The 21,532-nt window shown below is 71.9% G+C and carries 18 protein-coding genes; 7 read left to right on the top strand and 11 right to left on the bottom strand.

Going from position 1 to position 21,532, the window contains the following annotated elements:
• The first annotated feature begins 7 nt into the window (after positions 1-7).
• On the top strand, positions 8-973 hold the full coding sequence (locus F5972_RS07955) for an SDR family NAD(P)-dependent oxidoreductase (protein ID WP_150932725.1): 966 nt from the start codon (positions 8-10) through the stop codon (positions 971-973).
• A gap of 108 nt (positions 974-1,081) precedes the next feature.
• On the opposite strand, the gene F5972_RS07950 is transcribed toward F5972_RS07955, so the two are convergent.
• From F5972_RS07950 to F5972_RS07940, 3 genes are all read right to left on the bottom strand, one after another.
• On the bottom strand, positions 1,082-1,699 hold the full coding sequence (locus tag F5972_RS07950) for a TetR/AcrR family transcriptional regulator (protein ID WP_150932723.1): 618 nt from the start codon (positions 1,697-1,699) through the stop codon (positions 1,082-1,084).
• A gap of 7 nt (positions 1,700-1,706) precedes the next feature.
• On the bottom strand, positions 1,707-3,269 hold the full coding sequence (locus F5972_RS07945) for an MFS transporter (RefSeq protein WP_150932721.1): 1,563 nt from the start codon (positions 3,267-3,269) through the stop codon (positions 1,707-1,709).
• A gap of 155 nt (positions 3,270-3,424) precedes the next feature.
• The gene (locus tag F5972_RS07940) at positions 3,425-4,765 is read right to left on the bottom strand and encodes an MFS transporter (RefSeq protein ID WP_225311277.1); all 1,341 of its coding nucleotides are present in this window, start codon (positions 4,763-4,765) and stop codon (positions 3,425-3,427) included.
• A gap of 189 nt (positions 4,766-4,954) precedes the next feature.
• Between F5972_RS07940 and panB the strand changes: the two genes are divergently transcribed.
• Entirely contained in the window at positions 4,955-5,800 is an 846-nt protein-coding gene (gene panB / locus F5972_RS07935) for a 3-methyl-2-oxobutanoate hydroxymethyltransferase (protein WP_150932720.1), read from the top strand.
• Positions 5,801-5,842: 42 nt separating this feature from the next.
• On the opposite strand, the gene F5972_RS07930 is transcribed toward panB, so the two are convergent.
• Positions 5,843-7,021: a trans-sulfuration enzyme family protein gene (locus F5972_RS07930; protein WP_150932718.1), complete on the bottom strand. Its 1,179-nt coding sequence runs from the start codon at positions 7,019-7,021 to the stop codon at positions 5,843-5,845.
• Between the two features lie 113 nt (positions 7,022-7,134).
• Here F5972_RS07930 and F5972_RS07925 point away from each other — a divergent pair, with 113 nt between their 5' ends.
• Entirely contained in the window at positions 7,135-7,815 is a 681-nt protein-coding gene (locus F5972_RS07925; RefSeq protein ID WP_150932716.1) for an alpha/beta hydrolase, read from the top strand.
• Positions 7,816-7,867: 52 nt separating this feature from the next.
• Here the strand turns inward: F5972_RS07925 and F5972_RS07920 are convergent, their stop codons facing one another.
• The 3 genes from F5972_RS07920 to F5972_RS07910 all read right to left on the bottom strand — a co-directional run bounded on the left by F5972_RS07920 (position 7,868) and on the right by F5972_RS07910 (position 11,135).
• The gene (locus F5972_RS07920) at positions 7,868-9,160 is read right to left on the bottom strand and encodes an esterase-like activity of phytase family protein (protein ID WP_225311276.1); all 1,293 of its coding nucleotides are present in this window, start codon (positions 9,158-9,160) and stop codon (positions 7,868-7,870) included.
• 86 nt (positions 9,161-9,246) lie between these two features.
• Positions 9,247-9,915, bottom strand: a complete 669-nt coding sequence (npdG, locus tag F5972_RS07915; RefSeq protein WP_150932714.1) for an NADPH-dependent F420 reductase — start codon at positions 9,913-9,915, stop codon at positions 9,247-9,249.
• Between the two features lie 71 nt (positions 9,916-9,986).
• Positions 9,987-11,135 (bottom strand): lipase family protein, encoded by a 1,149-nt coding sequence (locus F5972_RS07910; protein ID WP_150932712.1) that lies wholly within the window; start codon positions 11,133-11,135, stop codon positions 9,987-9,989.
• Positions 11,136-11,267: 132 nt separating this feature from the next.
• Here F5972_RS07910 and F5972_RS07905 point away from each other — a divergent pair, with 132 nt between their 5' ends.
• Together F5972_RS07905 and F5972_RS36995 are read left to right on the top strand one after the other, a co-directional pair.
• A complete protein-coding gene (locus F5972_RS07905; RefSeq protein ID WP_191910004.1) occupies positions 11,268-11,849 on the top strand; it encodes a hypothetical protein in 582 nt (193 codons plus the stop codon).
• A 55-nt stretch (positions 11,850-11,904) separates the two neighbouring features.
• The gene (locus F5972_RS36995) at positions 11,905-12,273 is read left to right on the top strand and encodes a CBU_0592 family membrane protein (RefSeq protein WP_191910003.1); all 369 of its coding nucleotides are present in this window, start codon (positions 11,905-11,907) and stop codon (positions 12,271-12,273) included.
• Between the two features lie 26 nt (positions 12,274-12,299).
• On the opposite strand, the gene F5972_RS07895 is transcribed toward F5972_RS36995, so the two are convergent.
• Positions 12,300-12,476, bottom strand: a complete 177-nt coding sequence (locus F5972_RS07895; RefSeq protein ID WP_225311275.1) for a hypothetical protein — start codon at positions 12,474-12,476, stop codon at positions 12,300-12,302.
• Positions 12,477-12,519: 43 nt separating this feature from the next.
• Here F5972_RS07895 and map point away from each other — a divergent pair, with 43 nt between their 5' ends.
• The gene (gene map, locus F5972_RS07890) at positions 12,520-13,368 is read left to right on the top strand and encodes a type I methionyl aminopeptidase (RefSeq protein WP_150932708.1); all 849 of its coding nucleotides are present in this window, start codon (positions 12,520-12,522) and stop codon (positions 13,366-13,368) included.
• Between the two features lie 43 nt (positions 13,369-13,411).
• Here the strand turns inward: map and F5972_RS07885 are convergent, their stop codons facing one another.
• The 3 genes from F5972_RS07885 to F5972_RS07875 all read right to left on the bottom strand — a co-directional run bounded on the left by F5972_RS07885 (position 13,412) and on the right by F5972_RS07875 (position 17,505).
• A complete protein-coding gene (locus tag F5972_RS07885; RefSeq protein WP_225311274.1) occupies positions 13,412-15,406 on the bottom strand; it encodes a cytochrome c oxidase assembly protein in 1,995 nt (664 codons plus the stop codon).
• The gene (locus F5972_RS07880) at positions 15,403-16,011 is read right to left on the bottom strand and encodes a copper resistance CopC family protein (RefSeq protein WP_150932706.1); all 609 of its coding nucleotides are present in this window, start codon (positions 16,009-16,011) and stop codon (positions 15,403-15,405) included. The genes F5972_RS07885 and F5972_RS07880 overlap by 4 nt, the downstream gene beginning before the upstream one ends.
• A 201-nt stretch (positions 16,012-16,212) precedes the next feature.
• Positions 16,213-17,505: a helix-turn-helix domain-containing protein gene (locus tag F5972_RS07875; protein ID WP_150932704.1), complete on the bottom strand. Its 1,293-nt coding sequence runs from the start codon at positions 17,503-17,505 to the stop codon at positions 16,213-16,215.
• 1,009 nt (positions 17,506-18,514) lie between these two features.
• Between F5972_RS07875 and F5972_RS07870 the strand changes: the two genes are divergently transcribed.
• Entirely contained in the window at positions 18,515-21,382 is a 2,868-nt protein-coding gene (locus F5972_RS07870; protein ID WP_191910002.1) for an AfsR/SARP family transcriptional regulator, read from the top strand.
• Positions 21,383-21,532: the final 150 nt, after the last annotated feature.

Genomic DNA, 21,532 nt, shown 5'->3' with positions numbered 1-21,532 from the left:
GGAGGCCATGACCACTGAGACACGACTCACGACCCCGTTCACCGCCCGCGCCACGGCAGCCGAGATCCTCGACGGCGTCGACCTCACCGGCCGCCGGATGATCGTCACCGGCGGCGCCTCGGGCATCGGCGCCGAGACCGTCCGCGCCCTGGCCGGGGCCGGGGCGGAGATCACCGTCGCCACCCGCGACCCGTCGAACGCCGCCGGGCTGTTGGCCGAGTTCGCCGGAGCCGGCCCCGGCGTGGTGCGGGCGGCCGGCCTCGATCTGGCCGACCTGGCCTCGGTCGACGCCTTCGTCGCGGCCTGGGAGGGTCCGCTGCACGCGATCGTCGCCAACGCCGGGATCATGGCGGTGCCCAGCCGGCAGCTCACCCCGCAGGGCTGGGAACTCCAGCTCGGAACCAACTATCTCGGCCACTTCGCGCTCCTCCGCGGCCTGCACGACGACCTGCGCGCCGCCGGCGCCGCGCGGGTGGTGGTCGTCAGCTCCGGAGCGCACCTGCGGGAGGCGTTCGACTTCGACGACCCCCAGTTCGAGCGGCAGCCGTACGAACCGTGGGCGGCGTACGGCCGATCGAAGACCGCGGACGTCCTGCTCGCCGTCGGTGCCGCCCGGCGCTGGGCCGCTGACGGCATCGCCGCCACCGCGCTCAACCCCGGCTACGTCAACACCAACCTGCAGCGCCACCTGGACGACGAGACGCTGCGGGCGTACGGGGTGCTGGACGAAGCGGGCAACCGGATCGACCTGCCGTACTACAAGACGCCCGCCCAGGGCGCGGCCACCTCGGTGCTGCTGGCGGCGTCGCCTCTGCTCGCGGGGGTCACCGGCCGTTACTTCGAGGACAACCAGGAGGCCGAGGTGGTGGCCGGCGGCCGCGAGGCCACGGGTGGGGTTGCGGCGCACGCGATGGACCAGGCCGCGGCCGACCGTCTCTGGACGTACGCGGAGCGGTCTCTGACATCCCGCTGACGCGGATGCACGGTCCGGCGAAGCGCGCTCACCCGTCGGGGCGGCACGGCCGGCCATGCGGCCGCGCGGCCGGGCGTGGCCGGCCGCGCGAGGGGCTGGATCGGCGGGTTACTCGGCGGGGCGGGGGCGGAAGCCCTTCAGCGCCTCGTCGACGATCCGCTCGGGCAGGTCGGCCGGGGAGTGCCCGTCGGACCACTTCGTGAGCCACACCATCGCGCCGCTGAGCAGCGCCAGCGCCATGTCGACGTCGAGGTCCGCCCGCAGCTCACCGGTGTCCATGCCATGGCGCAGGACGGCCGCCACCACCGCTCTGCGCGGCTCCACGGCCAGCTCGCGGAACCGCTCCGCCAGCCGGGGATGCCGCTCGGAGTCGCTCATGGCGATGTTCATGATGCAGCGGGTGCGGGCGTGACGGGTCTCCTCCTGGATCACCCGGAGGTAGGTCACCAGGTCGTCCCGGACGGTCCCGCCCTGGGGCAGCGGGATCGGCGGCTTGAGGGTCGCCAGGGCGTCCACCACGAGGTCTTCCTTGTTGGACCACCTGCGGTAGATCGTGGTCTTGCCGACACCGGCGCGGCTGGCGATCGACTCGATGGACAGCTCCGACACGCCGATGCCCTCGCCGAGCAGGTCGAGGGTGGCCTCGATGATCGACCGCTCCGCCTTCTCGCTGCGCGGGCGGCCCGCCGGACGGGCCGCCCCTTCAGCCGTCTGCTGCGTATTCATGGCGTGCTCAGACTACCGCCGCTTCCTTTTCGGTCCCGGCCTTGTCGGCCGCGACCTCGGCCGGAGCCTTGCCCGGCATCCATCGGGCCACCACGAGGGTGCCGAGGAGGGCGACGAGGGCCGAGCCGAGAGCCGCCCAGTGGATGCCGGTGACGAACGCGGCGTTGGCCGTGTCGAGCAGGCTCACGCCCCGCGCGCCCAGGTGTCCGGCGACCCCCGCCGCGCCCGAGATGGACTCGGTGACGACATGGCGGAGCTCCTCCGGCAGGGCGGTGACCTTGCCCTCCATGTCGTTGCGGTAGCTCGCGGACAGGACCGCGCCCAGGATGGCGATGCCGAGCGTGCCGCCGACCTGCCGGACGACGTTGCTCATCGAGGAGCCCACCCCGGCCTTCTCCCTCGGCAGCGCGTTCATGATGGCCGTGGTCGCCGGGGGCATGATGTTGGCCATCGCCGCACCCTGGACGAAGGTGAGGGCCAGCAGCAGCCAGATCGGGGTGTCCACCTGCACGAAGGCGTAGGAGGCGAGGGCCAGCGTGATGACGAGCATCGCGACCGTGCCGACGGCCCGCGCGCCGTACTTCTGGACCATGCGCGCGCTCTGCGGCGCGAAGATCAGCTGGGCCGCGGCGAACGGGAGCACGAGCGCGCCCGACTGCAGCGGCGAGTATCCGCGCACGATCTGCCAGTAGAAGGCCAGGAAGAACATGACGCCCATGGCCGCGAAGAACACCAGGCCGACGCTGGCGATCGCGGTGGAGAAGCCCGCGTTGCGGAAGTTGCGCACGTCGAACGCCGGGTGCTCGATGCGGCTCTCGTACCACACGAACGCGGCGAGGATCGCGAGCCCCAGCAGCGACGGCGCGATGACCGAGACGTCCGCGACGGTGCCGAGGTCGCTGATCCGGACGATGCCGTAGACGAGGCTGATCAGACCGGCGATGGACAGCAGCACGCCGACCGGGTCGAGGCTGTTCTTGCTCGGGTCCCTGGAGTCGGGGACGAGCGCGGCGATCAGCACGAGGCCGATGATGACGATCGGCACGTTGACGAGGAAGACCGAGCCCCACCAGAAGTGCTCGAGCAGCACGCCCCCGGTGATCGGGCCGATCGCGACGGCGATGCCGACGCCGCCCGCCCAGATCCCGATCGCCTTGCCCCGCTCGTGGATCGGGAAGACGTTCGAGATGACCGCCAGCGTGGCCGGCATGATGGCCGCGCCCCCGAGGCCCATCAGCGCCCTCGCCGCGATGAGCTGCATCGGGTCCTGGGCGTACGCGCTGGCCAGGGAGGCCAGGCCGAACAGGACCATGCCGACGAGGAGCATGCGCTTGCGCCCGTAGCGGTCGCCCAGCACCCCGAAGGTGAACAGCAGGCCGGCGAACACCAGGGTGTAGGAGTTCATCGCCCATTCGAGCTCGCTCTGGGTCGCGCCCAGCCCGTGGACGGGATCGGCGATCGTCTTGATCGCCACGTTGAGAATGGTGTTGTCGAGGACGACGGCCAGCAGGCTGAACACCATCACGCCGAGGATCTGCCAGCGGCGTGGATGACCGGTATGCGCTTCCAAGGAATCCCCCATGATTGCGGCACGCTTGATTTCGATACGCTTGAGTTTCGCAACGCCAGCGTAGCGCTAGGCGGTTCCGATACGCAACGGCACCGTTTCATAATCGCCGGATGCCTCCGTACCAAGCACCCGGGAACGGGTTCTATTCCCCGCTCCTACTCCCCGGCGGACGCGCGCAGGGAGGCGGCGGCCTCCGCCCCCGCGACGGCGCCGCCGGCGCCCGGGACCTCCAGGGCGGCCGACACATCCGAAGCCGCCGCATCCGACGCCGCCGCACCCGCAGCGGGCACGTCCGAAACCGCCATGACCGAAACGGCCGCGCCGGGGACGGCGGCCGGCGCCCTGCGCCAGACCAGCGCGGCGATCACGGCCGGCACGAGACCGGCCGCTCCGGACACGGCGAAGGCCCAGGCGGGGCCGTGGGCGTCGAGGATCCCGCCGGCGATCGGCCCGGCCAGGGCCCCGCCGATCGTCAGCGAGGCGCCGTGAAGGCCCATCGCCTCTCCCCTGGCCGCCGCCGGGACGCGCCGGTTGACCGCGTCCACCGTGGACGACAGCGCCGGCGCGCACAGCAGCCCGGACGGCACCAGCGCCAGGCAGAGCCACCACCAGCCGCCGCCGACCAGCCCGACGGGCACGGTCAGCGCGCACAGGCCCCCCGCGAGCAGCACGGGCGACAGCCCCCGCGGCAGCCCGCCGTACACGAAGCCGCCGACCAGCGAGTACGCGCACCACAGCGCGACGACCAGCCCGGTCCAGGCGGTCGCGTCACCGGCCTTCAGCGTCGCGACGACGGCCAGCTCGGTCGTCGTGAGCACGAAGGTCAGCCCCGTCACCATCCCGAACAGCGCGAACAACGCGGGCCGCAGCCAGTGCCGCCGGGGAACGGCCCCCTCGTGCCCCGCGGCCTCCTCGGCGGAGCGCGTGGGCGGGTTGAGCAGGTAGAACGCCACTCCCGCGCCGACGAGCCCGGCCGCCAGGCCGTACATCGTCGCCGTGCTGCCGAACGCCGTCACGCACGTGACCGCGAGCGCGGGCCCGACCATGTACGACAGCTCCACGCCCATCGAGTCGAGGGCGAAGCCGGTCTGGTGGTTCTCCCTGGGCACCATCGCGGCGATGCACTGCCGCACCGCCCCGAAGACGGGCTGGCTGAACAGCCCGCCGATGAGCGCGCCCGGCAGCAGCACGGCGTACGGCATCGCCGGCGCGGCGCACCACAGGCACAGCTGCACCACCGTCGTGACGACCATGACCGGCCGCAGCCCGCGCCGGTCGACGAACCTTCCGACGAGCGGCGAGCCGACCGCGGCGCCCGCCATGGACGCCGCGCCGATGAGGCCGGCCTGGAGGAACCCCAGCTTCTGGTGGTTCACCACGTGCAGGGTCAGGGTCATTCCGGTGCCGGTCAGGGGGATTCTCGCGATCATGCCGACCAGCAGCAGTGCCCGCACGCCCGGCAGGGCGAGGACCCGCCGGTAACGATCAAAAGCCATTGTGGTTCCTTACCTCCGCAGGCATTGTGCCTGGTGGGTCCGACAACTTCGGCGCCGGGGCCCCATGCGTCACACCCGTCACACCCACTGGATTACGCCGCCGATCCGGGGTGTTCCATGCCATGCCGGCATGCAATGATCGGACTGTCCGGGGACGCCACAGGGGCGCCACGAGGCCTGGAGGTAGCCATGTCCTCTGTTACAGCTGTGTCCACTTCCGCCCTCTATGGGGGTGCCGCGGGTCGCAGGGTCACCGTCCGCGACATCGCGGCCGCCAAGGAGCGGCACGAGAAGTGGCCGATGGTCACCGCGTACGACGCCATGACCGCGAGGGTGTTCGACGAGGCCGGGATCCCGGTGATGCTCGTCGGCGACTCCGCCGCGATGGTCGTGTACGGCTACGACTCGACGCTGCCGGTCACCGTCGACGACCTGATCCCCCTCACGGCCGCCGTGGTGCGCGGCTCGTCACGCGCGATGGTCGTGGCCGACCTTCCGTTCGGCTCCTACCAGGCCTCGCCGCAGCAGGCGCTGGAGACCGCCGCCCGCTTCATGAAGGAGGCCGGCGCGCACGCCGTCAAGCTGGAGGGCGGCCACCGCGTGCTCCCGCAGGTGGAGATGCTCGTGTCGGCCGGCATCCCGGTCATGGCCCACCTCGGCCTGACCCCGCAGTCCGTCAACGCCTTCGGCGGCTACCGGGTGCAGGGCCGCGGCCAGGCGGGCGACGAGATCATGGCCGACGCCAAGGCCCTGGAACACGCGGGCGCCTTCGCCGTGGTGCTGGAGTGCGTGCCGGGCGACCTCGCCGCGCGGGTCACCACCTCGCTGAGCGTCCCCACGGTCGGCATCGGCGCCGGGCCCAGCACCGACGCCCAGGTGCTCGTCTGGCAGGACCTGATGGGCCTCACGCCCCAGCCGGCCAAGTTCGTGAAGAAGTACTTCGACCTCGCGGGCGAGATGGACCGCGCCGTGCGGGCCTACGCCGACGAGGTCGTCTCCGGCGTGTTCCCCACGCCGGAGCACAGCTACCGGTAACCCCTCCCGAGGAGCCGCCTCGCGACCCGTTTCACGAGCCGGTCAGACGGCGTCGAGCGCCTGGGCGAAGTCGGCCCACAGGTCCTCCGGGTGCTCGATGCCGACGGCCACCCGCACCGTCCCCTCGCCGATGCCGGCCGCGGCGAGGCCCGCGGCGTCCACCGTACGGTGCGAGGTGGTGGCCGGGTGGAGGATCAGCGTCTCGACGCCGCCGAGCGACGGCGCGAGCAGCGCGAGCCGGACGCCCCGCATGAACGCCTCGCCGGCGGCGCGTCCTCCGGCGAGGTCGAAGGAGAACACCCCGCCGAAGTCGGGCAGCAGCTTGGCCGCGAGTTCGTACGACGGATGCGACGGCAGGCCCGGCCAGTGGACAGCGGCCACGGCCGGATGATCCGCGAGCCGCGTCGCGAGCAGGCGGGCGTTGGCGCAGTGCCGCTCCATGCGCAGCGGCAGCGTCTGGATCCCGCGCAGGGTCAGCCACGCGGCGAACGGGTCGGCCGTCGCGCCGAGTTCCACGGCGTACGACCACACCCGGCGGTGCAGGTCGTCGTCGGCGAAGACGGCGATCCCGCCGACGACGTCGGTGTGCCCGGAGAGGTACTTCGTGACGGAGTGCACGACGACGTCCGCGCCGTGCTCGATGGGACGGCACAGGATCGGCGAGGCGAAGGTGTTGTCGACGACGGTCAGGATCCCGGCCTCGCGCGCCGCCGCGCACATCCCCGGCAGGTCGGCCACCTGCGTCATCGGGTTGGCGATCGTCTCCAGGTACAGCAGCCGCGTCGTCGGCCGCACGGCGGCGCGCACGGCGGCGGGGTCGTCCTGCGGCACGTGGGTCACCTCGACGCCGAAGCGCCGCGCGAGGTCGGCCAGCGTCTGGGCGGTGGCCCCGTAGAGCGCCGACTGGGCGATCACGTGGTCGCCCGACCTGAGCAGCCCGAGCAGCACGGCGTTGATCGCGCCCATGCCGGAGCCGGTGGCCACGGCGGCCACGCCGCCCTCCAGACCGGCGACCGCCTCCTCAAGGGCCCGCACGGTCGGGTTGGAGAGCCTGCCGTAGACGTATGCCCCGTCGGGCCGCCCCATGCCGTCGGCGAAGACGGCCGGGTCGTCGAAGACGAACCCCGAGGTCTGGTAGATCGGCATGGAGATCGGGATGCTGCCCTCCGGCACGGGCCGGGGCAGGTGGACGACACGCGTTTCCGGACGCAGGGAGCTCATGCCGTCCAGAATGACCCACAAAAGAGGCTCTTGTCAGTTTGGGCCGCCGACGACCGGTTACGCGGCGAGCGGAGACCGATCCCGTCGCCGCCGACGACGGCGAGGATGAGGGGATGGACGTCAGCTTCCTCCTGGTGCACAGCCCCTCCGTCGGTCCCTCGACCTGGGCGCCGGTCGCCGAGGCCCTCCGGGCGCGGGGCCACCTCGCGGTCGTGCCGCCGCTGACCGACGTGACGGCCGGCCCGCCGCCGTACTGGCCGGGCCTGGTGCGGCAGGTGACGGCGAGCGCGCCGCGCGGGCCGCTGGCGGTCGTGGCGCACAGCAACGCCGGGCTGTTCGTGCCGCTGATCGCCCAGGCGCTCGCCGGGCAGGTCGCCGCGTGCCTGTTCGTGGACGCCGCCCTGCCGCCGCGCGACGGCGTGTGCCGTACGGCGGAGCCGGAGCACCTCGGCTTCCTGCGCTCCCTCGCCGACGACGCGGGCGTCCTGCCGCGGTGGACCGACTGGTGGCCCGAGGAGGACGTCGCCGCCCTCCTGCCCGACCCCGTGACACGCCAGGTGGTCGTGGCCGAGCAGCCGCGCCTGCCCCTCGCGTACTACCAGGAGGAGATCCCCGTGCCCGCCCGCTGGGACCACGTCAGGAGCGGCTACCTGTGGTTCGGGGACGCGTACGCCGCCCTGGCCGGGGAGGCCGGCGAGCGCGGCTGGCCGGTCGCGCGCATCCCCGGCGAGCACCTGCACCAGCTCGTCGCCCCCGAGGCGGTGGCCGACTGGCTCGTCGCCACCGCCGTGTGACGGGCCGGCGCCTCCAGCGGGCGCCCTCAGCAGGCACCCTCAGCGGGTGTCCTCAGCGGGCCCCGAGCGGGCGAGGGAGCCGGACGACGACGAGGCGGTTCGGCACGCCGCTGTCCACCAGCCTGCCGTCGGAGCCGAAGTCGCCGAGGCCGAAGTCGTTGTCGTTGGCCAGCGCGATCGTGTGGGGGTCGAGCACCGCCAGTCCCTCGATCTTGCCGGGCAGCGACGGCACCAGCGCGTTCGGCTCCAGCACGAGCGACTTGGCGGGCAGCCTGAGGCCGGCGCCCGTCCCCTCCTCCAGCGACGGGCTGGTCTTCGGGTCGTCGTAGGGCCCGCCGAGCAGGTTCGCCGCCCGGGTCAGGTCGATCGAGTACACCCGCGCGACGTTGTCGGTGCGCTCGTCCACGAGCAGGCGGCCCGGGCCGGCGTACGCCAGGCCGGAGATCTTCATCTCGCTCTGGTCGCCGTTCACCTTCGGGTCGAAGGTCGTGACGTCCTCGAACTGGTACGGATACTCCCCGGTCACCTTCCGGCGGTGCAGGTCGAACGTGAGGATGCGCCCGATCCGCGACTTCTTGGCCGTCTTCTTGTCGGGGTTGGCCAGCGGGCTCTGCACGGCCAGGTAGAGCGTGCGCTGGTCGGCCGAGATCGCGAGGCCCTCGAAGCCGCGGTTCTGCTGGCGGCTCGCCAGGATCGCGGGCAGCGTCTCCTTCACCGGATAGTCCGCGCCGGTCAGTCCGAGCCCCACCGGGACGTGGCGCTCCAGCACCCGGCCGTCACGCGACACCCGCACCAGCGACGGGCCGTACTCGTCGACCAGCCAGAAGTCGCCGTCACGGGTGCGCACCAGGTCCTCGACGTCCAGCCCGCTCGGGTTGTACGGCAGGGCAGTGCGGCCGTCCCAGGTGTACGGCGTCTCGTCGTGCCCCGCCTGGTTCGACAGGCCGGTCACGGGCCTGCCCGAGGCCCCGGTGATCGGGATGTACTGCTTGATCGTGGCCGTGCCGCGCCCGAGGGCGACCCGGACGATCGCCGGCGCGAAGTCGGGCACCGGGAAGGTGCGGCGCTTCTCTCCGTCCACGGTCGGCTGGCCGTTCGGCCCGCGGTCCGTGACGAGCCAGAACTCACCGGCCCGGCCGGCCGGGAACAGGCCGCTGCCGGCCCCGCCGAACCGCACGCCGCGGTCGTCGGCGATGGACGGCTGCAGCCGCTTCAGCGCGGCAGCGGGCAGCGTGACATCGGCGACGACGGCCGGGCCCCTGGCCGGGGTGGCGGCGACCGTACCGGTGGCGGTGAGGGTGAGCGCGGCGGCGACGGCCAGACCGGCGAAGACGTGACGTGGCACTGGAGACCTTTCAGAGAGCGACGACAGCGCCCGAAGGTAGTGAACGACCACGTCTCCACCGTGAAGATCAGGTGAAGCCCGGATGGCTACACATCGGTGACCCGGATGCCGGCGTGGGCCTTGTACCTGCGGTTGACCGAGATGAGGTTGGCGGTCAGCGCCTCGATCTGGTGGGCGTTCCGCAGCCGTCCCGCGTAGATTCCGCGCGCGCCGGGGATGCGGGCGGCGAGCGCCCGCACGACGTCGGTGGCCTCCCGGTCGTCGCCGAGCACGAGGATGTCGAGGTCGATCTCCGCCACCGAGGGGTCGAGCAGCAGCACCGCCGACACGTGGTGGAACGCCGCGACCACGCGGCTGCCGGTCAGCACGGCCGCCGCCTGCTGGGCCGCGCTCCCCTCCTCCACGGGCAGCGCGTACGCCCCCTGCTTGTCGAAGCCGAGCGGGTTCACGCAGTCGACCACGATCTTGCCGGTGAGCGGCTCGCGCAGCGACTCCAGCAGCTCCCTGTGCCCCTCCCAGGGCACGGCGACGATCACGACGTCGGCCTCGGCCGCCACGTCGGCGTTCGCGGCCCCCCGCACGCCGATCTCCCGTGCGGCCTCCTCCGCGCGCCCGGCGCTCCGCGAGCCGATCAGCACGGTGTGACCGGCGAGCGAGAACCGGCGGGCCAGCCCCTTGCCCTGGTCTCCGGTGCCGCCCAGGATGCCGATGGTCAGCCCGGACACGTCGGGAACGTCTGTGGTGTGCTCAGCCATGCCTCAGATCATGCCAGCAGGCCGGGGGCGGGGAACCGCCCGGGCGGGGCGCGTCCGGGGACGCGAGCGGCTCAGCAGTTGCCGACGGCGGGCAGCCCGGCGACCCGGGTCGCCAGCCAGGCCACCGCCAGCGGCGCGCCCTCGACCGCGCCGAGGACATGGCTGCCGGCCGGCACGCCGGTCCACAGGACGTTCGCCCCACGCGCGCAGTAGTCCCGCCGCAGCGTCCGGCCCAGCTCGTACGGGATGATCTCGTCGCCCGTCGCGTGGTACAGGAACAGCGGCGCCTTCGACGCGGACGCGCCGAGGCGGTTCTCGGCGAGGCGGACCCGCCAGTCGGGCAGGTTCAGCACGTCGGTCGTGGTCAGCTCCGGCAAGCGCCGGCCGCCGAGCTTCGCCCGCAGGTCGCTCACGCAGTCGTCCCGCGCGTCGCCGAACAGCGCGGCGCCCTCGGGGGTGAGGTGGCTCTCCAGGCGCAGCTCCGGATAGGCGGCGTCCAGCCCGAGGCCCGCCGCGGCGGCCAGCCCGAAGTTCCCCGTGCCGTCCAGGTGATCGGCCACCGCCCGCAGGTCGGCCGGGACCCCGCCCGCGGCGACCCCCCTGAGCCGCAGCTCGGGCGCGTACGACGGCTGGAGCTGGGCCGCCCACGCCGCCGACGAGCCGCCCTGGGAGTAGCCCATGACCACGACCGGCGCGGCGTCGGACAGGTTCGCGTCCGGCACCCGGACCGCGGCCCTGATCGAGTCGAGCACGGCGTGCCCCTGGGCGAGGCCCGCCATGAACGTGTGGTCGCCCGGCGTGCCGAGGCCCTCGTAGTCGGTCACCGCGACGGCCCAGCCCTTGAGCAGCATCAGGCTCATGATCGCGAGCTCGGCCTCGGTGCCGTTCGCCATGGCGGCCGAGGGGGCGCACTGGTCGCCCAGGCCGTGGGTCCCGACGGCGTAGCCCACGACGGGCCGCCTGCCCAGGAGGTAGGGGGCGGCCGGCACGAGGAGGGTGCCCGAGACGACGTTCGGCTGACCCGTCGCGGAGGTGGAGCGGTACCGGAGGTGCCATGCCTTCACCGGCACCTCCAGCAACCTGCCCGGCGCGAGGTAGACGGTGGTGGCGCGGGCCTCGACGACCTCCCCGGCCGAGGTCGCCCGCGCGGTGCCGCCCAGCGCGGGCAGCAGGAGGAAGACCCCGATCATGGACACGAGGGCGCGAACGCGCAGGTTCATCGAGCCGCCTTCCGGCCGTTGGGTGCACATGACGATCTCAGCGCCGTGGGCTGATCGTCATCCTCCGGTAACGGTGTGTCAAGAACCGGATCGGCGGGACTTCACTCGTGTCTGTCAGGCACGATGACGTTCATGGACGCCGCATCGGTGAATCTGCTGCGGGAGGTGCTCGCCTCCTCCGGCTGGCTGGAACGCACGCGCGAGCTCGGCCTCGCCCTCCGGGCCACCAGGTCGCCCGGCGGGCTCCTGGTCGTCGGCACCCCCGAGGACGAGCCCTGGCACGTCACCGCCCATCTCGCCGACGAGGCCCGGCTGTCGGGCCTCGCCCAGCTCTCCCCCACGCTCGTCCGCTGGGCGCCGCCGCCCGGCGCTCCCCCTCATCTGCGCGTCGGGATGGACCGGCTGCGGAGCGCGGGGCGGGGCGAGACGCTCTTCGTGGTGGCCGAGCAGCGGGCCCCCGTGCCGCTGCTGGAGCGCGTGGACGACGCCCGCCGCACCGGCGCCACGATCCTCGCCGTCGACGGCGGCGATCCGGAGCTGGAGTCGCTCGCCCACGACGCGATCGCCGTACCGCCCGAGGGGGGCGTGCTCAGCTTCGACGCGGCCCAGCACCTCGTGAGCAGCGCGGCCGGTGAGGTACGTCGTCAGGCCGGCCTGCGGGAGCGCCTGGCCCTGCTGGCCGACCGCATCACCGGTCCGCGCGTGAGCGACTGACGCGAACGGCGGGATCATTGGGCATGAGCAATTCTCCGGACGGAGGGCAGTCCTGATGTCCGCCTTCATCACGATCATCGGCACGCTGGGGGCCGTCGTCCTGCTGGCGGCGTACGCCATGGTGTCGTCGGGCCGGATGTCCGGGGACGGGCTCCCCTACCAGCTCCTCAACCTCGGCGGGGCGGCCGCGCTGATGGTCAACAGCGCCTATCACTCGGCCTGGCCCTCGGCGATCCTCAACCTGGTGTGGAGCGGGATCGGAGTGTGGACGCTCGGCCGGCTCGTGACCCGCCGGGCGGCGCGGCGCCGGGCGGCCGGGTCCGCGAGCGCCGCGCCCCCTGCCTCAGCACCCCCTGCCGCCGGGGTCCAGGCAGGCGGTGGCCAGCCGGGCGGGGTCCAGACCACCGACAACGCGGCCGGCTGAACCCCCCGTACGTCAGGGGATCGGGGTCAGTCGTCCCACTCCTTGTCCTGTTCCTTCCACTTCTTGTTGCGCTCGGCCGCCGTCTGCAGGGCGTGGGAGGCGGCGTCCTGGGAGTCGTAGGGCCCGAGCCGGTCCTTGTTGGGGCAGCCCTTCTCCGGCTCGACGGTCATGTGCTTCAGACAGAACCACCATTGATCGCTCACGGCACTAATCGTGCCCAGCGGAAGCGCAACTAGACTTGGCGGCATGTCCACGCTGCTGCGCCCCGGGCGTATCTCGCCCACCCGCAAGGTCCCCGCTCACATCCCCCGCCCCGAGTACGTGGGCAGGGCCGAGCCCAAGAAGGGCGGCAGCGACGTCCAGACCCCCGAGACCATCGAGAAGATGCGGATCGCGGGCCGGATCGCCGCGCAGGCCCTGGAGGAGGTCGGCAGGCACGTCGCCCCCGGGGTGACGACCGACGAGCTCGACCGCATCGGCCACGAGTTCCTCTGCGACCACGACGCGTATCCCTCGACGCTCGGCTACCGCGGCTATCCGAAGTCGCTCTGCACGTCGATCAACGAGGTGATCTGTCACGGGATCCCCGACGACACCGTCCTGCGCGACGGCGACATCGTGAACGTGGACATCACCGCCTTCATCGGCGGGGTGCACGGCGACACCGACGCCACCTTCCTCGTCGGGGACGTCGACGAGGAGTCGCGCCTGCTGGTCGAGCGGACCCGCGAGGCGACGATGCGGGCGATCAAGGCGGTCGCGCCGGGCCGGCAGCTCAACATCGTCGGCCGGGTCATCGAGGCGTACGCCAAGCGCTTCGGCTACGGGGTCGTCCGCGACTTCACCGGTCACGGCATCGCGACGTCGTTCCACTCGGGGCTGATCGTCCCCCACTACGAGGACACGTCGCTGTCGGTGACGCTGGTGCCCGGCATGACGTTCACGATCGAGCCGATGCTCACGCTGGGCACGATCGACTACGAGATCTGGCCCGACCGCTGGACCGCCGTCACCAAGGACCGCAAGCGCACCGCGCAGTTCGAGCACACGATCGTGGTGACGGAGAGCGGCCACGAGATCCTGACCCTGCCCTGAGACCGCGCCCCGCGCCGGCCCGCATGAGCCCGCGTGGTCAGCTTCAGCGGGACCGGTCGCGCCGGTTCAGCTTGGACAGGTAGTCGTTGTAGGCGTCCAGCTCGGCGTCTCCGGTGCCACCGCCCGGCTTCGCCGCGGCGGCGTCGGCCCGGCGGTCGGCCCGGCGCGCGACGCGCTCGTCGGCGCGCCACCACTGGAAGCCCAGCGCGAGCAGCACGATCAGAGTGGGGATCTCGCCGAAGCCCCAGGCGATGCCGCCTCCGGTCTGCTGGTCGGCCAGGGACGAGGCGCCCCAGGTGCGCCCGAGCTGGTCGTAGTACGCGCCGGCCAGCACGGTGCCCATGCTCATCAGGGCGATGCCGAAGAACGCGTGGAACGGCATGGTCACCATGAGCAGCAGCAGCCGCCCGGCGTGCGGCAGCTTGTGCGGCGCCGGGTCCACACCGATGATCACCCAGAAGAAGAGGGAGCCGCTCAGCAGGAAGTGGGTCGTCATCGCGATGTGCCCGAGGTGCTCCTCCATCGCCGCGGCGAACAGCGGGGTGAAGTACAGCGCGAACGTCGACACCACGAAGATCGCCGTCGCGATCGCGGGATGGCTGACGAACTTCATCACCCTGCTGTGCAGGATCACCGTGATCCACTCGCGGGGCCCGCGGTCGCCGCGCCGTACGGCGGGCTTGAGCGCGCGCAACGCCAGCGTCACCGGCGCGCCGAGCACGAAGAAGATCGGGACCAGCATCGACAGGATCATGTGCTCGGTCATGTGCACGCTGAACAGCACGGGCGCGTAGCGCGCGATGCCGCTCTGGGTGCTGAGCACCAGGATGACGACGCCGAGGTACCAGCTCACGGTGCGGCCCACCGGCCACTTGTCACCCCGCCGGGCCAGCCGCATGACCCCCGCGCCGTACAGACCGGCCAGGGCCGCGGCGAGCACGGCGAAGAACAGGTCGAACCACCACAGCGTGAGCAGGTTCGCGAGCGACAGCGGAGGCGGGATCAGGTAGCCGAGAAGCTCGAACGCGCGGTCGATCGGCGTCCTGACGGGCGGCGGGGCGGTCCGGGAGAGCGCCACGCCGACCCCCATCGTCGCGCCCATGAGCACGATCTCGCCGAGGGCCAGGCGCAGGAACGCGTGCGGCTCTCCCGCCGACAGCCTCGGCAGCGTGCCGCCCCGGTGGCGCCATCCCAGGAACCCGAGCGCGGCGAACGCGGCGACCTTGACGAGCAGGAGCAGTCCGTAGGTGGAGGTGAACAGGTCGCCGATCGTGGCCAGGCGCGAGGCGCCGGCGGCGACGCCGGAGACGCCGACCCCGGCGAAGCACCACAGCGCCATCCGCGAGAAGCGCGTGGCGGCGACGTCGATCTGCGCCTGCCCGCGCAGCGCGTGGAAGCAGAGCGCGGCGAGGCCCCCGACCCACAGCGCGAGGAAGAGCAGGTGCATGCCGACAGAGGTGGTGGCCAGGCCGTGGTTGGGCGCGGAGGAGGAGTGCCCGGTGAGCGCGGGCGGCAGGAGCGTGACCAGCGCGAAGACCAGCAACCCGGCGGCGGCGCCCGCGGTGATCGCGCCCCGCGCGAACAAGGCGATGGCGACGGCGAACAGCACGACCAGGGTCAGCGCGATGCCCTGCGGCACCTGGCTGGCGTAGCTGGTGAGCTCGTTGCCGGCGAGGATCTCCCCCACCGGCGCGCCGAGGGTCTCCGACAGGCTGAAGACCAGCGCCACCGCCGCGGCGACCGCCCAGGCCAGCGCGGACCACGAGGCGCCCTTCACGTAGCTCTGGGCCTGCCGGCCGAGCAACCCCTTGTCGCTGGGCAGGAAGGCCGCGGCCACGGCCAGCAGTCCCACGGTCACGACGCCGGAGACGTCCATCGCGAGCTTCGACAGCGGAAGCATCCAGCGCGTCAGCGTGCCCTCGTCGGGCAGGCCGGGGATGATCCGCGGGGTCGCGGCGCCGCCGACCACCATCGCGACCACGAGCGCGCCCGCCGCCGCGCACAGCGCCGCGACGGTCAGGCGCGCGACCCTGCTCACGGCTTCTTCCGCAGGCTCAGGAACATGCCGATGCCGATCCCGGCGATGCCGAAGACCACGGCCCAGAGCCAGCCGGGCACGCCGCCCCCCTGGTCGTCAGCCGTTTGGGAGGCCTGTGCCAGGTCGGACGTGGCGTCCGATGCGGCGGCGGACGACGTGCCGGGCAGGGCGGCGGGCGCGGAGGCAGTGTCCTGAGGCTCGGCCACGGAGGTCGCGCTGCCCAGCGCCTGGTCGCCCGCCACGGTGAAGGGGATCTCCCCCTCCAGGGGGTGGCCGTCCGGAGAGACCACCCGCCAGGCGATCGTGTACCGGCCCGGCGGCACCTGGTCGGCCACCGCCTCGGTGACCTTGGGGCCGTTGACGGCCGGAGCGCCCTTCTCGTAGCGCTTGCCGTCCTCACCGCGAACGACCACGACCGGGAAGCGCACGGACTCCGCGAACTCCAGGGTGACCTTGGTCAAGGTCGTGACCTTGGCGTTCTTCTGCGGGTCGCTGCTCTTGAGCGAGGTGTGCGCCTGGGCCGGCAGGACCGGGGCCGCGCACAGCAGGAGCGCCACCAGGAACGCGGCGAGGCCGGCGAAGGCGGCGAGGATGGGTCTCTTCATGACAGTCCCAGGCTACCGACGCGTGTGTCCGGTCCATACCCCCGCACCGGAAGACGGGAACGACCTGTGCTATCCCCTGCTCAAGGGCCCGGCGCACAGACGGAGCCGGGCCGGAGCGCCATACGCTCCGGCCCGGTACGTCAGGTCTGCACGGGGCCTATATATGAGGCCCCGTAGACGAGCGATGCGACGGGACGTCCGTCACAGCCCGGCGCAGGCGAGGGCCCGCTGGTAGGCGGCCACGCTCTGCCGGTCGTCACCGATCCGCCGGCGCATCTCGCCAATCGCCATCCAGTCCTCGGCCGCCTTCCGGGTGAGCGGCGTGGTCTCCAGCCAGTGGCTGACGGAGTCCAGTTCCGCCGCCGCCTCGTCGTCCTGGTGCAGCAGGAAGCGCGCCTGGCTGAGGAGGAGGGCGGCTCGCATCTCAAGCCATCCCGAGGTGCCACGCACCAGGTCGAGGGCGGCCTGCGCGTACTCCACGGCCTGCTCGGGGTAGTGGAGGACGATCTCCGCCCACGCGAGGGCAAGAGCGCCGAAGGCCCTGTCGAAGGTGCTGGTGGCCGCCGCTTCCATCTCCCGCTGCGCCCGGAGCAGGAGGTCGCGTGCCTTCTCCGACTCCGCGGGGCGCAATCTGAGGACCATGTCCGCGTACGCCTGCCGCAACCGCGCCAGGTTACGCGACTCACCGGTCTCGGACTGGATCGCCAGCGCACGCTCGATCAGTCCGATCGCCTCCTCCCCGCGCCCCGCCTGCTCGGCCACGAGGGCCGCGTTCCAGCACGACGCGACGGCGGCTCGGGGAGTTCCCAGGGTCTCGGCGGCCGCCAGCAGTTCACCGGCGAAGTGCCCGGCCCGCAACAGGTCGCCCCTCCACAGGTAGACGCTCAGCAGCGTGGCGCCCAGCTCGACCAGCGGGTCGGTCCAGCCTGACTTGGCCATCGTCTCGAGCGCGTGCTCACCGACCCGGACGGCGGCGGAGTAGTCGCCCCGCTCCCGATGGCACCGGCACAGTGCCAGGGCAACCGCGATCTTACGTTCCTGGGTCATCGCCTCCGCCTCGGACCCGCCGAGCTCCTCCAGCATGGAGATCGCCTCCGCGAGTTCGCCGCATGCCTCGGAGGCCAGCGCGTAGCCGTAACGGGCCTCCACCCGAAGCGAGGGGAGACCCAGAAGGTTGCCGTCGGCGAGAAGTTCGGCGTACCGGCGGCGCGCCTCGGCGACTTCGCCGTTCTCCAGCGCCATGCGGGCGAAGCTGAGGCCGACCTCGAGGTCCTCCATCTGCTCGGCGGTGACGCCGTTGACGAGGTAGGTGAGCGAGCAGTCCAGCTTCTGCGCGAGCAGTTCCAGGACAGCGGGGGTAGGAGTACGCTTGCCGCTTTCGATCAGTGACACATAACTGTCAGAAAGTTCGGGATGCGCCAGCTGTGCTTGTGAGAGACCCCGCTGACGGCGAATCGCCTTGATGCGTTGTCCGACCAGATCTTGCGCGGCCATTGGCAACTCCTGCACTATTGTAAGCCCGGCAGTCTGAACTGATGGGAGACCCACCGTGCGCCGCCTTACCCTACCCGTTCTTACCGTCGTCATCTCGGCCATAGTGGCCGTTGGCGGCAATGCTACGCCAGCAAGTGCCGCTCCGTCGCCTGCGCTGGTGAATTTTATGAACGCAATCCCCTGCTGCTGATCAGATCCACCTGGAGCCTCCCGCTGGGACGCCGGAGATGAAGATCCAGGACTACCCCTCGTCATACACCCTCTCCGGCTCCCCCGCATCCTCTCATCGGAATTTATGCCAAGTCGAAATTCGACCCCGGCCCGACAATTTCGCGCACCTGTCATCGGTTTTCGATCGGCCCACCGGCAATGGGCCGCCCATCGCCAGTTTGCCGAATCCTCTTTTCCTTTGTGGCTTTTCGACGGCTGATGCCTTTCCATCAGCACCGTCGGTGCCGGGCCGGCGCACATTTGATGGTCGAGTTTTCCGCTCAGCCCATAACCCGCCCGCGGATCTCGGTCGGCTTCGACGGCAGCAGGCGCCACGGCTTCGCCTTGCGTCACGGCCCGGCCGGACCGGCCCCCGCACGAACCGTGGATCGCCGCACGCGTACGCCTCAGGCGGAGCAACGGACCCGCGGGCGCCGGAGGAGCCTTCCGTGCCCACCCCTCCAGCACTTCGAGGCTCGGCACGCTTGGCCTTCACGCATCTAGACGAAATCTAGATATGTGATGGCATATTTGGAGTTCTGCCACGCGGCGGCGGGACGTGGCCCGTCAGGGCTTGGTGAACACGGGGATGACTTCGTAATGCGGTAGTAGAGGAACGTCGGGGATGCGACGAAGGTGTGGTCACGGGCATCCCATGTCGACGCCTTCAACCAGTCCTGACAGGCTTCCACAGAACGCGTCTGGTTCGTCACGGCTTGGAGTCCGACGACGTATGGATAACGCGAAAGCGCACGGAACGTCGCAGCGCTCACCATATCGCCTGCAACTGCTGGGGCCCGTGGCCGCATGGCGTGAGGGCCGGACCGTCGACCTCGGGCCGCCGCTGCAACGTGCGGCCCTGTGCGTCCTCGCCGTCCGCGCGGGGCGGATCATCACGAAGGACACGCTGATCGGCGGGCTCTGGGGGGATCGTCCGCCGAACACCGCCGAACAGAGCATCTACACCTACATCGCCGGTCTTCGGCGGGTGCTGGAGACGACGCCGGGCCGGCGCGGACCCTACAGCACCCTGATCTCCCGGTCGCGGGGCTATGTGCTGGAGCGCGAGGCGGTGGAGGCGGACGTCGGCGACTTCGAACGACACCTTGCCGAGGCCCGGCGACTCCAGACCACAGGGGATCCGCGCGGGGTCCTGCGCGCGTTGGAGGCCGCCACCGAGTGCTGGTCGGGGCCCGCCCTCTGCGGCGTCCCCGGCCCCTTCGCCCAGGCCGAGCGGGTCCGGCTGGAGGAGCTGCGCCTGACGGCGCTGGAGGACCGGGCCGACGCGCTGCTTGATCTGGAACTCCACCAGGAGGCCGTGACCGCCCTCACCGAGCTGGTCGCGGAGGCCCCCCTGCGGGAGCGGACGCGTGACCTGCTCATGCTGGCGCTCTATCGCTCGGGCAGGCAGGCCGACGCGCTCGACACCTACCTGGACGTCAAGCGGCTGCTCGCCGAGCGGCTCGGGGTGGATCCCGGCGAGGCCCTGCGGGAGCGGTACGAACTGATCCTGCGGGCCGACCCCTCCCTGGACCCGGCGCAGAGCGAGACGACCACTGGCGGCATGCAGTTTCGGCCGCCGCGTCAACTCCCGCGCGCGGCCACCGGCTTCGTGGGCCGGGTCGAGGAACTGGTCCGCCTGCGGTCGCTGCTCACCCCATGGGACGGCGGCGTCCCGCAGGCCGTGGTCGCGATCACCGGTGCCCCCGGAACGGGCAAGTCCGCCCTGGCCGTCCAGGCCGCGCACACCGCGGCCCACGCTTTCCCCGACGGCCAGCTCTACGTGAACCTCCTGGGAGCGACTCCGGGGGTGGAGCGTCTGGAGCCGATCGGCGTGCTCGGCAGGCTGCTGCGGGCGCTCGGGCTGGAGGGCAAGGCCGTGCCGTCCGAGGAGGACGAGGCCGCGGCGGTGCTGCGCGACCGGCTGGACGGCCGCAGGACCCTCATCCTGCTCGACGACGCGGCCGGGCCGGAGCAGGTCCGCTCCCTGCTGGGGTTGCCCTCGGGCAACACCGTGCTCATCACGAGCCGGGAGTCCTTCGCCGTGGCCGACGACTGCGTCCGGCTCGTCCTCCGCAGGATGCGGCGGTCCGAGGGGGTCACCGTCCTGTCGAAGCTCGTCGGTGCGGAGCGGATCTCGGGGGATCCGGCCGCCGCGGCCCGGCTGGTCGAGCTGTGCGGCGGGCTGCCGCTCGCCCTGCGTCTGGCCGCCGCGCGGCTCGGCGAGCGGCCGGACTGGAGCGTACGGGACCTCGGTGGGAGGCTGGAGGACCGGCGGCGCACGCTGCACGAGCTGGAGTCGGGCCAGATCGCCGTTCGCTCCAGTCTGGAGCTGAGCTACGAGGGGCTCGCCCGCGGCGGCGAGCTCGACCGGCTGGCCGCGCGGACGCTGTGCCATCTCGGCGTCCTGCACGTGGCGAGCATGACCGCCGACGTGGTGGCCGCCCTCGTCGGCGAGCCGGCCGACGCCGCCGAACGCGCCCTCGACCGCCTTGCGCGGGCGCATCTGCTGGAGACCGGCGAAGCCGGCCGCTACCAGCCGCACGACCTCGTGCGGCTCTTCACGATCGAACTCGCCGACACCCATCTGACGCCGCGGGTGCGCAAGGACGCGCTCATGCGGGCGCTCGGCTTCTACGGCGCGACCACACGTCACGCCAGCACCCTGCTCGATCCTCACCGCGTGCATTCTCCCTGGCCCGACGTACCGCAGCGTCCATTGGCGCTGGACACTCCCGCCGAGGCCAAAGCCTGGCTGAGCAAGGAGCTGCCACATGTCATCTCCGCCGCCTCACAGGCGATGGCGAGCGAGGACGACGAGATCGCGCGTATGGGCGCCTATGTCGGGTTCACCCTGCACTGGCAGCTCACCCGTGGAGTGCGTTACCGCGAGCTACTCGAGGTGAGCCATCACACGCTGCTGGTCGGGAGGCAGACCGATGATCCGAACATCCAAGCTCTGGCACACGGTGGAATCTCCGCAGCGCTCGCGAATCTCGGACGGCCGGCGGAGGCGGTGCCGCACCAGAAGGCCGAACTCGAACTAAGACGCGCTCAGCGCGACCGTTTCGGCGAGATGCGCGCTCTGGGCAACCTGAGCGTGGCTCAGTTCGAGCTCGGCAGATATACGGACGCCTACGAGAGTGCCGAAGTCCAGAACGCGATAGCCCGGGAGATCGGTTCCGCGGTGGGAGAGCGGCACTCCCTCCTGATGTGGGCTCGCGCTCGTCGAGCTCTGGGCGACACAGCGGGGGCGTTGGACCAGCTCGAACAGGCGCTCACGCTCGCGCGAGTGGCCGGGGACCAGCATCACGAATCCATCAGTCTTCTGTTCCTCGCCGAGCTGTGTCTGGACCGGGGCGATCCGTCGACCGCCAAGGACTACCTGGAACGCGGCCTGCGCCTCTCCCGCGAGAGCGGCCAGCGAGGTCGTGAAGGCCATCTGCTCCGCGTGCTCGCGCGGGTGCATCGCCTGCTGCGCATGCCTGAACCTGCCTTGGCCTGTACACAGGAGGCCCTGGCCATCGCGCGGCGGTCCGGCAACGAGCAGCTACGCCGCCAGGCCGAGGACGAGTTGCGCGAGATCGGGGAGGCGTTCCCCGGGGTGGAGGTCTCGCCACCGAACTCCGCGGAGGAGGCGCTGAGCCCGTCAGCTTCTCGGCCGTAAACGACCGAGCTTGCAGCTCCTCGCCGTCGATGGATTCGACGGTTCAGGCCGCGTCGTCGGCAGCGTGACTCACTGCCCAGCCCGCGACACCGCGCGCGGCGATGTTGCGGGCTGCGTTGACGTCGGCGTGCTCAGCGAAGCCGCACGACG

Source organism: Microbispora cellulosiformans (genome assembly GCF_008728085.1).
Taxonomy (GTDB): Bacteria; Actinomycetota; Actinomycetes; order Streptosporangiales; family Streptosporangiaceae; genus Microbispora; species Microbispora amethystogenes.
The sequence above is the reverse complement of the archived record's forward strand: the minus strand, read 5'-3'. Positions and strand labels throughout refer to the sequence as shown.

What these genes read in the sequence shown, in the direction of transcription:
- F5972_RS36995 (WP_191910003.1), top strand. Translation starts at nt 11,905, where the DNA reads ATGTCCGCCTTCATCACGATCATCGGCACGCTGGGGGCCGTCGTCCTG.
- F5972_RS07925 (WP_150932716.1), top strand. Translation starts at nt 7,135, where the DNA reads ATGGACGTCAGCTTCCTCCTGGTGCACAGCCCCTCCGTCGGTCCCTCG.
- map (WP_150932708.1), top strand. Translation starts at nt 12,520, where the DNA reads ATGTCCACGCTGCTGCGCCCCGGGCGTATCTCGCCCACCCGCAAGGTC.
- F5972_RS07910 (WP_150932712.1), bottom strand. Translation starts at nt 11,135, where the DNA reads ATGAACCTGCGCGTTCGCGCCCTCGTGTCCATGATCGGGGTCTTCCTC.
- F5972_RS07940 (WP_225311277.1), bottom strand. Translation starts at nt 4,765, where the DNA reads ATGGCTTTTGATCGTTACCGGCGGGTCCTCGCCCTGCCGGGCGTGCGG.
- F5972_RS07955 (WP_150932725.1), top strand. Translation starts at nt 8, where the DNA reads ATGACCACTGAGACACGACTCACGACCCCGTTCACCGCCCGCGCCACG.
- F5972_RS07930 (WP_150932718.1), bottom strand. Translation starts at nt 7,021, where the DNA reads ATGAGCTCCCTGCGTCCGGAAACGCGTGTCGTCCACCTGCCCCGGCCC.
- F5972_RS07880 (WP_150932706.1), bottom strand. Translation starts at nt 16,011, where the DNA reads ATGAAGAGACCCATCCTCGCCGCCTTCGCCGGCCTCGCCGCGTTCCTG.
- F5972_RS07905 (WP_191910004.1), top strand. Translation starts at nt 11,268, where the DNA reads ATGGACGCCGCATCGGTGAATCTGCTGCGGGAGGTGCTCGCCTCCTCC.
- F5972_RS07950 (WP_150932723.1), bottom strand. Translation starts at nt 1,699, where the DNA reads ATGAATACGCAGCAGACGGCTGAAGGGGCGGCCCGTCCGGCGGGCCGC.
- F5972_RS07875 (WP_150932704.1), bottom strand. Translation starts at nt 17,505, where the DNA reads ATGGCCGCGCAAGATCTGGTCGGACAACGCATCAAGGCGATTCGCCGT.
- npdG (WP_150932714.1), bottom strand. Translation starts at nt 9,915, where the DNA reads ATGGCTGAGCACACCACAGACGTTCCCGACGTGTCCGGGCTGACCATC.
- panB (WP_150932720.1), top strand. Translation starts at nt 4,955, where the DNA reads ATGTCCTCTGTTACAGCTGTGTCCACTTCCGCCCTCTATGGGGGTGCC.